At 72.7% G+C, this 13,608-nt stretch carries 7 protein-coding genes and 3 pseudogenes; 5 read left to right on the forward strand and 5 right to left on the reverse strand.

The genetic code is table 11. The annotated features are described in order from the left end of the window. Positions 1–534: ROK family protein (locus BJF79_RS17610; protein ID WP_262402192.1), on the reverse strand; the 534-nt coding region annotated here is incomplete at its 3' end. Between the two features lie 50 nt (positions 535–584). Beyond that, a pseudogene (locus tag BJF79_RS17615) lies at positions 585–1,747 on the reverse strand (FIST N-terminal domain-containing protein). Between the two features lie 314 nt (positions 1,748–2,061). On the opposite strand from BJF79_RS17615, the gene BJF79_RS17620 reads away from it, so the two are divergent. The 3 genes and pseudogenes from BJF79_RS17620 to BJF79_RS17630 all read left to right on the forward strand — a co-directional run bounded on the left by BJF79_RS17620 (position 2,062) and on the right by BJF79_RS17630 (position 6,141). Then, on the forward strand, positions 2,062–3,471 hold the full coding sequence (locus BJF79_RS17620) for a sigma 54-interacting transcriptional regulator (protein ID WP_075898830.1): 1,410 nt from the start codon (positions 2,062–2,064) through the stop codon (positions 3,469–3,471). A gap of 24 nt (positions 3,472–3,495) precedes the next feature. Next, positions 3,496–5,548 (forward strand): annotated as a pseudogene (locus BJF79_RS17625) (vWA domain-containing protein). Positions 5,549–5,574: 26 nt separating this feature from the next. Continuing rightward, entirely contained in the window at positions 5,575–6,141 is a 567-nt protein-coding gene (locus tag BJF79_RS17630; RefSeq protein WP_075898832.1) for a hypothetical protein, read from the forward strand. 58 nt (positions 6,142–6,199) lie between these two features. On the opposite strand, the gene BJF79_RS17635 is transcribed toward BJF79_RS17630, so the two are convergent. Then, positions 6,200–7,387: an alpha/beta hydrolase gene (locus BJF79_RS17635; RefSeq protein WP_075898834.1), complete on the reverse strand. Its 1,188-nt coding sequence runs from the start codon at positions 7,385–7,387 to the stop codon at positions 6,200–6,202. Positions 7,388–7,477: 90 nt separating this feature from the next. Continuing rightward, on the reverse strand, positions 7,478–8,626 hold the full coding sequence (locus BJF79_RS17640) for a cystathionine gamma-synthase (RefSeq protein WP_075898836.1): 1,149 nt from the start codon (positions 8,624–8,626) through the stop codon (positions 7,478–7,480). Positions 8,627–8,787: 161 nt separating this feature from the next. Here BJF79_RS17640 and BJF79_RS17645 point away from each other — a divergent pair, with 161 nt between their 5' ends. Continuing rightward, positions 8,788–10,947, forward strand: coding sequence for an MMPL family transporter (locus BJF79_RS17645; protein ID WP_075898838.1), 2,160 nt, complete (start codon positions 8,788–8,790; stop codon positions 10,945–10,947). Positions 10,948–11,062: 115 nt separating this feature from the next. On the opposite strand, the pseudogene BJF79_RS17650 reads toward BJF79_RS17645, so the two are convergent. After that, positions 11,063–12,474 (reverse strand): annotated as a pseudogene (locus tag BJF79_RS17650) (cystathionine beta-synthase). A gap of 189 nt (positions 12,475–12,663) precedes the next feature. Here BJF79_RS17650 and BJF79_RS17655 point away from each other — a divergent pair. Beyond that, positions 12,664–13,608 (forward strand): SGNH/GDSL hydrolase family protein (locus tag BJF79_RS17655; protein WP_075898840.1); only part of this gene is annotated, 945 nt, incomplete at its 3' end.

The raw sequence follows: 13,608 nt of genomic DNA on the forward strand, positions 1-13,608 counted from the left end.
CCCGCGGCCGCCGCAGCCGCACGGCGGCCCGTCCGGATCGACGATGACATGCCCGATATGCCCCGCGTTGCCGCTGGCGCCGTCGACGAGCCGTCCGCCGAGGATCAGCCCGCCGCCGACGCCCGTCGACACCACCATGCCGAGGACGTTCGCGCGCTCGCGCCCCGCGCCCCGCCAGTGCTCCCCGATCGCGACGCAGATCGCGTCGTTGTGCACCCGGACGGGCAGTCCCGGATGCCGCTCGCGGAGCCGTTCGCGCAGCGGGAACCCGCGCCACGCCGGGATGTTCAGCGGCGACACCGCCGCCTCCGGCCACGTCATCGGCCCGCCGCACCCGACCCCGACGCCCGCGATCTCGGGACCGCCCGCCTCCGCGACGACCTTGTCGAGGAGCCCGTCGAGCGTCCGCCACAGGTCCTCGGCGTCGCGTCCGGGCTCGTTCGGCGTGGGGGTCCGGTCGTAGGCGACGATGCGGCCGCCGTCGTCGACGAGACCCGCGGCGAGCTTCGTCCCGCCGATATCGATCGCGAGCACAGGCCGTCCGGAAGAAGCGGGGGACGGGGCGCCGGGGGGAGTCGGGTCGGTCACTCGTGGTCTCCCGCCCGGCCGAACGCGAGGATCGAGGCCGTGAATCCGTGCACGTGGTTGCGTCCCGACACCGGGCCGATCTCCCCGGCGGCGAAGAACCCGCCGACGCCCGCCGGGCCGAACGCGCGGTCGAGCACCTTCGCGTCGTGGTCGGAGTCGGCGAACATCGCCTTCCCCCGTCCGTTGCAGGAGAACAGCAGCGCGCCCTCGACCGGCGCGATGTCGAACCGTTCGAGGAGCGCGGCGAGGTCCTCCTCGGCGCGCCCGCGTCCCGCACCTGGAACCGGACCGTGCGCCCCACGTCGATCACGTCGCCGACCGCGATGGCGCCGTTCTCGGTGTCGGCGCCCACCACCCCGCGCACGAGGAAGTCGCCGTGCTCGTGCTCGTCGGCGTACTCGTCCATCGCGACGCCGATCAGCAGCCCGCGCCCCGCCATCTCCTGCTCGTCCTCGGGCAGCCCGACGACGATCTCTTCGAGCTTCTCCAGCGCCGGGGTGCCCGCCAGCTCGTAGAGGACGTTCTCCTCCGCGCGCGTCACCACCATGTCGGGCCCGATCGGGCGCGCGCCCTGGCTGACCAGCGTCGCCGCCGCCACCGAGCCGCCGATCACGACGCCGACCGCGCCGTCGGAGTGGACCTCGCCGTCGACGAACAACCGCACCGTCCCCGGCCCGGTGCCCTCCGCGAGGCCCCCGACCAGCGCGAGCCCCGGCAACGCGTCGTCCGAACGCTCGACGAACGCGTCCACCGGGAAGCTGTACGGGTCGGTGAGCAGGACGCCCACCACGTCGTCGTCCTGCCCCTCGGGCATCCCGACGACGATCAGCCGGTCCTCCGACCGCAGCGTCTCCAGGCGGAACGGGTCGATCCGCGCGCCGGGCAGCACCGCCGCCCACGCGCTCACCGCCCCGGTCTCCTCCACTCCGCGCCCGGCGCCGATCACCCCGGCGCCGCTGCATCCGATCATCACCGCGGGCCCGGCCGCCAGGGCCGCTCCGTGCGCCGCGGCCTCGATCTCGTCCGGATCGTCCCCCGAGATGAACACGCAGACCAGGTCCGGCGCCGCGCTGAGCGGCGCCAACGCCTCCTCCACCGCCGAAACGGCGGCACCGGCCAGGTCCGGGCCGACAGCCAGCCCGTCACCGAATCGAGCCATCAGCGCCGCCTCCTCGTCATTCGGGCTCGGTTCACCCTTCCAGTCTCCCCCTCCACGGCCCGCTCACCCAACTCTGTGCCGGCCCGGCGGGACGACCGCCCGCGCCCCTCGCCGGCCGCCGAACGATCATCGCGCGCCGATGCGGGGCGTCGGGTCCCGTTCGCCACCCGCTGCGCGCGCGGTCGTCCGAGGATGTTGGCCCGTTGACCGTCGTGCAAGTCATCGGGGCGTCTCATCGGGGCGTCGTCCGGGCCATGTCGATCCGGAGGAATTCGGGGGGTCGCTCTCCGGGCAAATCGCGTACTGTCGATCTCGTGCGTGCATCCACACCTCGCGAGACCACGGTGGGCGAGCTGCGCAACGGCGGTCACGTCCAGCGTTCGGTCAAGGCTGAAATCCGGCACAACCTGCTCGACCGGCTGAGATCGGGGGAACCGCGGTTCCCCGGGATTCTCGGGTTCGACGAGACGGTGCTGCCCCATCTGGAGCGGGCGCTGCTCGCCGGGCACGATCTGGTGCTGCTGGGCGAGCGCGGGCAGGGCAAGACGCGCCTGATCCGCACCCTGGGCGGCCTGCTGGACGAGTGGACGCCGGTCGTCGCCGGGTGCGAGATCAACGACCACCCGTACGAGCCGGTGTGCGTGCGCTGCCGCAGGCTCGCCGAGGAGCTCGGCGACTCGCTGCCGGTGGCGTGGAAGCACCGGGACGAGCGGTACGGCGAGAAGCTCGCGACGCCCGACACCAGCGTCGGCGACCTCATCGGCGACGTCGACCCGATCAAGGTCGCGGAGGGCCGGACGCTCGGCGACCCGGAGACCGTGCACTTCGGGCTCGTCCCCCGGACCAACCGCGGGATCTTCTCCATCAACGAGCTGCCCGACCTGGCCGAGCGGATCCAGGTGGCGCTGCTGAACGTGCTGGAGGAACGCGACGTCCAGATCCGCGGCTACGCGCTCCGGCTGCCGCTCGACGTGCTGCTGGTCGCCAGCGCCAACCCCGAGGACTACACCAACCGCGGCCGGATCATCACCCCGCTGAAGGACCGCTTCGGCGCGGAGATCCGCACCCACTACCCGCTGGAGCTGGACGCCGAGCTGGAGCTCATCCGACAGGAGTCCGACTTCGCCGACCTGGGCGGCGTGCCCGCCGAGGTGCCCGACCACCTGGTCGAGATCATCGGACGGTTCACCCGGCTCGTCCGCGAGTCGACGGCGGTCGACGGACGGTCCGGGGTGTCGGCGCGGTTCGCGCTGGCGGGCGCCGAGACGGTCGCGGCGGGCGCGGTCCGGCGGGCGGCGCTGACCGGCGAGGACCACGCGGTCGCGCGGGTGTGCGACCTGCCCGCGGTGGTGCCCGCGCTGCTGGGCAAGGTGGAGTTCGAGGTCAGCGAGGAGGGCCGCGAGCAGGAGGTGCTGGAGCATCTGCTGCGGCGGGCCGTCGCCGAGACCTACCGGCGGACGCTCGGTGCCGCCGACCTGAGCGGGCTGCTCGACAAGTTCGACGCGGGCGACAGCGTGGAGTCGGGCGAGCTGGTGCCGTCGTCGGAGCTGCTGCGCCGCGTCGGGCAGGTCCCCGGCCTCGCCCGCATGATGGACCGGCTCGGGATGTCCGGGGAGTCGCCCGGGCAGGCGGCGGCCGCGCTGGAGTTCGCCCTGGAGGGGCTGTTCCTGACCCGGCGGCTGTCGAAGGACGCGGCCGACGGGACGTCCACCTACCGCACCTGAGGGCCACCGATTGGGGGCGCGACTGTGAGCCGATACCGGTACGGCGCGTACGAGGACGGGCCCGACCCGCTGGCCCCGCCGTACGACGTCCGCGCCGCCCTCGACGCCGTGGGCGATTCGGTGCTGGACGGGACGCGGCCGGGCGACGCGCTGCGCGACCTGCTGCGCCGCCGGCCCGGGCGCGGAGGGGCGGCGCGGGCTGGACGACATGCTCCGCGAAGTGCGGGAGCGGCGGCGCGCGCTGCGCGACCGGGGCCGCCTCGACGGCACCCTTGAGCAGGCGCGCGCGCTGCTCGACACCGCGATCGGGCAGGAGCGGGCAGAGCTGTTCCCCGACCCGTCCGACGACGCGCGGCTGCGCGAGGCCGAACTCGACACGCTGCCGGACGACACGTCGCAGGCCGTCCGGCGGCTGTCGGACTACCAGTGGAAGTCGGACGCGGCGCGCGAGACGTTCCAGAAGCTCAAGGACATGCTGCGCAGCGAGGTGCTCGACGCGCAGTTCCAGGGCATGAAGCAGGCCCTGCAGAGCCAGGATCCGGCGCAGATGCAGCGCGTCAAGGACATGATGTCCGCGCTGAACGGGATGCTGGAGAAGGACGCCCGCGGCGAGCACACCCAGGAGGACTTCGACCGGTTCATGGACGAGTACGGGGACTTCTTCCCCGACCGTCCGGAGAACCTCGAAGAGCTCGTGGACGCGCTCGCGCGGCGCGCCGCCGCGATGGACCGGCTGCTGGCGTCGCTCAGCCCGGAGCAGCGGGCGGAGCTGGCCGGGCTGATGGAAGAGGCCATGCAGGACGCGGGCCTGGCGATGGAGATGTCCCGGCTGGGCGACGCGCTGCGCACCCGCCGTCCCGACCTCGGCTGGGGCGGCGGCGAGCAGATGACCGGCGACGATCCGCTCGGCGTGGGCGACGCGACGACGGCGCTCGCGGAGCTGGCCGACCTCGCCGAGCTGGAGGCGGCGCTCGGGCAGGAGTACCCGGGCGCGCGGCTGGACGACATCGACGAGGACGCGGTGCGGCGGGCGCTCGGCCGCCGCGCGGTCGACGACCTGCAGGCGCTCCGCCGGATCGAGGCGGAACTGGAGAAACAGGGCTACCTCCGCCGGAACCGGGGCAAGCTGGAGCTGACGCCGAAGGCCGTGCGGCGGCTCGGCGAGACGGCGCTGCGCCGCGTGTTCTCGCAGCTCACCGGGGGCCGGCAGGGCGACCACGACCAGCGCGACGCCGGGCAGGCGGGCGAGCTGACCGGGTCGAGCCGGCCGTGGCGGTTCGGCGACGAGCAGCCCCTCGACGTCGTCCGGACGGTGAGCAACGCGGTGCGCCGCGGCGCGATGGCCGGACCGGTCGCGCGCGTCGTCGAACCCGCCCCCGCCGAGGTCGCCGACCTGGTCGAGGGCGCACGCGCGGACGTCCTGCCGGGCGACGTCGTGCCGGGGCCGCGGCCCGTCCGGCTGGGCGTGGACGACTTCGAGGTGCACGAGACCGAGCGGCGCACGGGCGCGGCCGTCTGCCTGCTGGTCGACCTGTCGTACTCGATGGTGCTGCGCGGGACGTGGGCGGCGGCCAAGCAGACGACGCTCGCCCTGCACACGCTCGTGACCAGCAAGTTCCCGCAGGACGCGATCGAGATCATCGGGTTCTCGAACTACGCGCGGACCCTGCACCCGACCGAGATGGCCGGGCTCGACTGGGACATGGTGCAGGGCACGAACCTGCACCACGCGCTGATGATCGCGGGCCGCCACCTCGACCGGCACCCCGACTTCGAACCGATCGTGCTCGTGGTGACCGACGGCGAACCGACCGCGCACCTGCGTCCGGACGGGCGTTCCCTGTTCGACTACCCGCCGTCGACCGAGACCCTCGTGCTGACGCTCGCCGAGGTCGACAAGATGACGCGGCGCGGCGCCGGGATGAACTTCTTCATGCTGGCCGACGACCGGCGGCTGGTGTCGTTCGTGGAGGAGGTCGCGCGCCGCAACGGCGGCCGGGTCTTCGCGCCGGACGCGCAGCGGCTCGGCGAATACGTCGTGAGCGACTACCTGCGGGTGCGCCGCGGCCGCAGGTAGCCCCGGCGGGGGCTAGGGTCGGCGTCATGTCGACTTCCGACCACCTGCTGCTGATCCTGCACATCGGCTTCGCGATCTTCACGCTGGGGCCGCTGACCGCCGCGACGATGTCCACGCCGCGCTACATCCGCAAGCGCAACACGGCGGTCGTGCGGTACCTGAACCGGACCACGCAGATCTACGGCGTGGCCTGCCTGGGGATCTTCCTGTTCGGGATGTTCCTGGCGAACGGCAAGCTCGACCAGATGTGGCTGTCGGCGTCGATGACGCTGTTCATCGTCGCGCTGGTGCTGCTGCTGCTCGTGGACCGCGACCAGCGGCGGGCGGTGCACCTGCTGGAGACGGCCGCGCCCGCGCCCGTCCCGTCCGGCGCCGCCGAGAAGTCCGGGAAGGCCGAGAAGTCCGGGAAGGCCGAGGCGGCCGACGGCGAGGAGAAGCCGGAGGACGGCAAGGCCGACCGGGACGGCACCGCGGCGAAGCCCGCGCCCGGCGCGGACGTCGCCCAGGTCGAGCGCGGCCGGATCGCGGCCCTGTCCGGCGTCATCGCGCTGATCTGGCTGGTGATCCTCGTGCTGATGGTGTGGAACGGCTGACCGGCGCCGGGAGCGCGTGGCGTGCTCGGCGGGGAGCGCGGGGGCTCCCCGCGGAAGGTCAGTCGTCGGTGCGTTCGTCGGAGCGCTGGGTCGGGAGGGCGCTCGGGAGGTCGGCGGGGGGTTCGTCCTCGCCGCCTTCGTCGTCCTCGCGGCCGGTGCCGCCGCCGGACGTCGCCGGGGTGAGGTGCTCGCCGAGCCACTCGGCGATCGTGGGGTAGGTGTCGGGGTGGTTGAGCAGCGCGGACGCGTGCGAGGAGCCTTCGATCGTTTTGATCGTCGCCTCGATTCCGGCGGCCCGCAGCGCGGTCGCGAGGGCGCGGCTCTCGGTGACCGGCACGAACTCGGTCGTCCCGTGCATGAACAGCATCGGCGCGTCCTCGGCACCGACGTGGCTCGCGGACTTGGCGTCGTCGAGCAGCTTCCAGCAGCGTGACCCGGCGGCGGCTTCGGCCGGGTCGCAGCCGAGCAGGTCGACGACCGCGCGGCGCAGCTTGCGCTGCTGGTGGTTCGCGGTGGGGGCGGCGCCGTCGGTGTAGGCGAGTTCGGGGTCGTTCGGCGGCGACAGGGCGATCACGCCGCGGACGCGTTCGCCGCCGTCGCCGTAGGTGCCGAGCTGGGTGGCGAGGTGCCCGCCGGAGGACGAGCCGACCACCACGACGCGTTCGGGGTCGGCGTTCCAGCGGGCGGCGTTGGTCTTGAGGAAGTTCAGCGCCCCGAGGACGTCGGTGCGCTGCGCGGGCCACTGCGCGGCGGGCGCGAGCCGGTAGTTCGTCGACAGGACGACGTAGCCGTCGGCGACGAGGCGGCGCGCGAAGTACTCCCAGGCGCTCTTGTCGCCCTGCAGCCAGTAGCCGCCGTGGACGACGAGGACGGCCGGGCGCGGCGCGGTGCCGCGCTCGGCCGTCGTCCAGTAGGCGTCGAGCTGCTGCAGGTCGCCGGGGCCGTAGGAGTACGTCTCGTTCTTCGGCAGTTCGGGCGTGACCATGACGGCGGTCGCGGTGACGGTCCCGTCGGCCGCGCCTGACGGCTCGGTCGGGGTGCCGGTCGGCGCGGCCGGCGTCGACGTCGACGGCGCCCCGGACGGTGTGCCCGCCGGGCGCCGGTGCCGGTGCCGGTGCCGGTGCCGGGTGGTCGGTGCGGGCGAGGCGGTCGGGCCGGGCGCGGCCGCCTGCGCCGTCATGGGGACGGCCACGGCCGACGCGCACGTCGCCGCGAGAGCCGCACTGAACACCGCTGCCTTGCGCACCCGGAACCCCTTCGCAGTGGGACAAACGGAAAACCTGGTGCGTTGATCATAGATGTTTTGATCAAGTTCGTCGCGGGAAGGGTGATTCGTTCAGCTCAGTGCCGTTTCGAGATCGCGGAGGAGGTCCGCGGCGTCCTCGATGCCGACGGAGAGCCGGACGAGGTCGGCGGGCACTTCCAGCGGCGAGCCGGCCGCGGACGCGTGCGTCATCCGGCCCGGGTGCTCGATCAGCGACTCGACGCCGCCGAGCGACTCGCCGAGGGTGAACAGCTTCGTCCGCTCGCAGACGCGGACGGCCGCCTCCTCCGACTCCATCCGGAAGGAGACCATGCCGCCGAAGCCCTTCATCTGCTTGGCGGCGGTCTCGTGGCCCGGGTGGTCGGGCAGCCCCGGGTACAGCACCCGCCGGACGGACGGGTGCCGCGTGAGCATGTCGACGATCCGTTCGGCGTTCGCGCAGTGCCGGTCCATGCGGACGCCGAGGGTCTTGATGCCGCGCAGGGTCAGCCACGCGTCGAACGGGCCCGCGACGGCGCCCATCGAGTTCTGGTTGAACGCGAGCCGCTCGCCGAGGGCGGGGTCGGACGCGATGAGCGCGCCGCCGACCACGTCGGAGTGCCCGCCGATGTACTTGGTGGTGGAGTGCACGACGATGTCGGCGCCGAGGTCGAGCGGGCGCTGCAGGTAGGGCGAGGCGAAGGTGTTGTCGACGACGAGGAGCGCGCCGGCGTCCCGGGCGATCGACGCGAGCACCGCGATGTCGGACACGCCGAGCAGCGGGTTCGTCGGCGTCTCCACCCAGATGATCTTCGTCTCGGGGCGGACGGCGGCGCGCACCGCGGCGACGTCGCCGAGCGGCACCGGGTCGAACGCGACGCCCCACGGCTCGGCGACCTTCGCGAACAGCCGGTAGGTGCCGCCGTAGGCGTCGTTCGGGATGATCACGTGGTCGCCGGGACGGCAGACCGTGCGGATCAGCGCGTCCTCGGCGGCGAGCCCGGACGCGAACGCCAGGCCGCGGGTGCCGCCCTCGATCTCGGCGAGGCATACCTCCAGCGACGTACGCGTCGGATTGGCCGATCGGGAGTACTCGTAGCCTCCGCGCAGCCCCCCGATGCCGTCCTGCTTATAGGTCGAGACCTGGTAGATCGGCGGCACGACCGCCCCGGTGACGGGGTCCGGCTCCTGACCGGCGTGGATGGCCACCGTCTCGAAACCCAGGTGAACGTCGTTGTCCATGGGAACGAGGCTATCCGCCGCCGTGCCCTCCTGGAGGAGGAGGCACTCCCCCCGAGGTATCACCTCCGATTTCGGCGCAGGGGGTGACCCCAATCGGGTGCCGGTTCTCTACCGTTTGATACGCATCCCGCACACAACCCTCTGAACCCGAAGGAAGACGCATGTTCGCTGGGCTCGCACGCTTCGTCGTGAGACACCCGTGGTGGACGATCGTGGCCTGGCTGGCGGCGGCAGTCGTCATCATCGCCTTCTCCCCCAAACTGACAACCGAATCCGACCAGGGCGAGTTCCTGCCCTCGGGATACGAGTCCGTCCAGGCCGCCGAGCTGTCGTCCAAGGCGTTTCCGCAGCAGGCGGAGGCCAGCTCGCTGATCGTGGTCCAGCGCAAGGACGGCGGCAAGATCACCCCGCAGGACAGCGCGAAGATCGGGGAGGCCGCCAAGACGCTGACGGCCGAGAAGTACCCGACCGTCCTGGGGTTCGTCACCGGCGCCGAGACCGTCGCGCCCAACAAGTCGATCCAGCTGATCACCGTGCCGATGGAACTGGCCACCGGGGCCGAGGCCACGGAGCAGAGCCAGGCCATCAAGGACCTCCGCGAGAAACTGCCCGAGGTACTGGGCAGTGACCTGGAGGCCAAGGTCGGCGGCGACGTCGCGATGTTCGTGGACAACGAGGACTCCTTCACCCAGTCCTTCGCGCTCATCACCATCGCCACATTCGCGCTGATCATCGGTCTGATCCTGCTGATCTTCCGGGCGCCGCTGGCCGCGCTGCTGCCGATCATCGTGATCATCGCCACCGAGCAGATGTCGATGGGCCTGATCGGAGCCGCGTCCAAGCTCCTCGACTTCTCCGGTGACGACAGCCTGCAGATCATCCTGACGATCGTGCTGTTCGGCGTCGGCGCCGACTACTACCTGTTCGTCCTGTTCCGCTACCGCGAGCTGCTGCGGGCCGGCATAGAGCGCAAGGAGGCGCTGATCCAGGCGGTGCAGCGGGTCGGCGAGGTCATCACCTCCGCGGCCGCCGCGATCGCCGCCACGTTCGTCGTGCTGATGCTGGCGTCCTTCGGGATCTTCGCCGCGTGGGGCCCGTCGCTGGCCATCGGCGTCCTCGTCATGGGCATCACGTCGCTGACGGTGTTCCCGGCGCTGCTGTCGCTGCTCGGCACCGCGGTGTTCTGGCCGTCCAAGGCGTGGAAGAAGCAGCCGAAGGGCAAGGTGTCGGCCGGGCTCGGCCGCATGGTCGGCAAGCGTCCGGCGATCGTCGCGCTCGCCGCGGCCGCCGTGATGATCGCGCTGGCCACCGGCGTCTTCGGCTTCAAGTCGAACTACGACTTCCAGTCCAGCTTCCCGCAGGACACCGAGTCCGCGCAGGCCATCAAGGACATGGAGAAGGGCTTCCCGGCGGGCCAGACCCGGCCGGTGGAGGTCATGGTCGAGTCCACCGACGGGCAGCCGCTCACCAAGGCCGAGCTGGACGCCTTCGGCCGGCAGGCCAAGTCGCTGCCCGGCGTCGGCGGGGTCGCGCCCGCCGAACTCGGCCAGGACCCGAAGGTCGGCCGCGTCAACCTGCTGCTCGACGGCAACCCGGTCAGCAACGAGTCGATCAACCTGGTCAAGAACGATCTGGGCCCGGCGGTGCACGACATCGCGCCGGAGGGCACCGAGGTGTACGTCGGCGGCGAGGCCGCGATCTACTCCGACATCAACAAGGTCGTCAACCGCGACCTGTCGGTCATCCTCCCGGTCGCGGGCGTCCTGATCGCGCTGATCCTGCTCCTGCTGCTGCGCTCGGTGGTCGCCCCGCTGTACCTGGTCCCGGCGGTGCTGCTGGGCTTCGCCGCGACCCTGGGCTCCGCGGTGTTCGTCTTCCAGGGCCTGCTGGGCGAACCCGGCGAGATCTTCCACCTGCCGATCATGCTCTATCTGTTCGTGCTGGCCATCGGGACCGACTACAACATCCTGATGACGGCACGGCTCCGCGAGGAGGCCAAGGCGGGCCACGAGCCGCGCAAGGCCGCGGCGCTGGCCGTCCAGCACGGCGGCCCGACGGTCGCCGCGGCGGGGCTGATCCTGGCCGGCACGTTCTCGGTGATGCTGCTGGCGAGCGTCTCGATGCTGCAGCAGATGGGCTTCTCGATCGCGCTGGGCATCGCGCTCTCCGCCTTCGTGATGGCGATCTTCCTGGTGCCGGGCATCACGGCCCTGCTGGGCCACCGCGCCTGGTGGCCGGGACGCGCGAAGCCGAAGGACGCCCCGGCCGGTCCGGTGGACCCGGTCGAGGACGCCTACGCCCCGTCCGGAACCCGCTCCTAGCGGGACCCACAGACGCCGGGTTGCGGGGCGGTCGGAAACGCCGCCCACAGACCGCCCCGCAACCCGGCACCCTCACGACACCGGCCCCCGGTCGCACCGCGCCGCGCCGCGTTCGTCAGTCCTGCCGGTCGGCGAGGAAGGCCAGGACGTCCTGGCGGGTGACGATGCCGGACGGCTTGCCGTCCACGAGGACGACCACCGCGTCCCGCTTCTCCAGCACCGACACCATCCGGGCCACCGGCTCGCCCGACCCGACGACCGGCAGCGCCGGGCTCATGTGCTTCTCCAGCGGGTCGTCCGACCCGGCCTGGTCGGCGTACAGGGCGTGCAGGAGCACCCGCTCCTCGACCGCCCCGACGACCTCGCCCGCCATCACGTCGGGGTGGCCCGCGCCCGGCGACACCACCGGCATCTGCGACACCCCGAACTCGCGCAGCACCTTCACCGCCTCCCCGACGGTCTCGGTGGGGTGCATGTGCACGAAGTTCGGGATGCCCTCCGACTCCGCGTCGGCCTTCTGCGCCAGGACGTCGCCGACGGTCGTCTCCGTCGTGGTGCGGTCCTCGCTGAACCCGTGCTGGTGCATCCACTCGTCGCTGAAGATCTTCGAGAGGTAGCCGCGGCCGCCGTCCGGGAGCAGGACGACGATCACCGCGTCGTCGGCGGCCTCGGCGGCGACGCGCAGCGCCGCGACGACCGCCATGCCGCAGGACCCGCCGACGAGCAGCGCCTCCTCGCGGGCGAGCCGCCGGGTCATGACGAACGAGTCCTTGTCGGACACGGCGATGACGCGATCGCAGATCTCGCGGTCGTAGGTGTCGGGCCAGATGTCCTCGCCGACGCCCTCGGTCAGGTAGGGGCGGCCGCTGCCGCCGGAGTACACCGAGCCCTCCGGGTCGGCGCCGATCACCTGCACGCGCCCGCCGGAGACCTCCTTGAGGTACTTCCCCGCGCCGCTGATCGTGCCGCCGGTGCGATGCCCGCGACGAAGTGCGTGATGCGGCCCTCGGTCTGCTCCCACAGTTCGGGCCCGGTCGTCTCGTAGTGCGACCGCGGGTTCTGCGGGTTCGAGTACTGGTTCGGCTTCCAGGCGCCCGGGATCTCGGTGGCGAGACGGTCCGACACCGAGTAGTACGAATCGGGGTGTTCGGGGTTGACCGCCGTCGGGCAGACGACCACCTCGGCGCCGTACGCGCGCAGGACGTCGATCTTGTCCTTGGCGACCTTGTCGGGGCAGACGAAGACGCAGCGGTAGCCGCGTTCCTGCGCGACGATGGCGAGGCCGACCCCCGTGTTGCCGGACGTCGGCTCGACGATCGTCCCGCCGGGCCCCAGCTCCCCGGACGCCTCCGCGGCGTCGATCATCCGGACCGCGATGCGGTCCTTCACCGAGCCGCCGGGGTTGAAGTACTCCACCTTGGCGAGCACCTGCGGCTCGCGCCCCCGGGTGAACCCCTCGGTCACCTTGCGCAGCCGAACGAGCGGGGTGTCGCCCATCAGCTCGACCAGCGAATCGTGTACGTGCACCGCGACTTCCTTGTCGTTCCGCGTGTCGATCCGGGTGTTCAGCCTGCCCGATCGCGCCGCGGTTCGCGCGGACGACCTGGTACGGCCCCGGTTAGATCTCCGTTTCCGACGTTAGCCCAGATCGCCCCGCGTGGGCATCAACAAGGTGGGCGGCGGGTATGCAGCGGGGATCACGGAGGGTAGTGGGTCATGCTGAGAGCGTTCACGGCGCGCCGGATCGCGGCGGCGGCCGCCTACGGCGGCGGGGGCATCACGGCCCTGGGCGGCGCCACCTTCGCGCTCGTCCTGGTGGAGGCGCGGCTGGCCAGGAAGATCATCCTGGCGACGCCGAACGGCGACCCGCCCGCGGCGGACGGCCTGTTCGGCGAGCGGTACGGCGGCGCCGGGGCGTCCGCGCCGCTGTCGCTGGTGGTGCTCGGCGACTCGACGGCGGCGGGCCTCGGGGTGCACACGCCCGCCGAGACGCCCGCCGCGGTGCTCGCGGGCGGGCTGGCGGAGATGTCCGGACGGCCGGTGCGGCTGACGAACGTGGCGCGGCCGGGCGCGCGCTCCGCGGCGCTCGGCGACCAGGTGGAGCGCGCCCTGCAGGTCCGCCCCGACCTCGCGGTGATCATGGTGGGGGCGAACGACGTGACGTCGCGGGTGCCCGCGGCGGAGTCCGTCCGGCATCTGGCGGAGGCGGTGGCGCGGCTGCGGGCGGCGGACGCGCAGGTGGTGGCGGGCACCTGCCCGGACCTCGGGTCGGTGAAGCCGCTGATGCAGCCGCTGCGGTGGATCGCGCGGCGGGCGAGCCGGCAGCTCGCGGCGGCGCAGACGATCGCGGTGGTGGAGCGGGGCGGACGGTCGGTGTCGATCGGCGACCTGCTCGGCCGGGAGTTCGCGGCGGAGCCGCACGTGATGTTCGGCGCGGACCGGTACCACCCGTCGGCGCGGGGCTACGCGGCCGCGGCGGCGGCGCTGCTGCCGTCGCTGGCGTCGGCGCTGGGGCTGGAGCCCGATCTGGAGACGTGGCCGCTGGAGACGCGGATCGGCGACGGGGTACTGCCGGTGTACCGGGCGGCGGCCGCGGCGGCGGAGCGGGCCGGGACCGAGGTGTCGGGCGCGTCCGTCGCGGGCCGCGAGCGGGGGCCGCGG

This window comes from Actinomadura sp. CNU-125, from assembly GCF_001942465.1.
Taxonomy (GTDB): domain Bacteria; phylum Actinomycetota; class Actinomycetes; order Streptosporangiales; family Streptosporangiaceae; genus Spirillospora.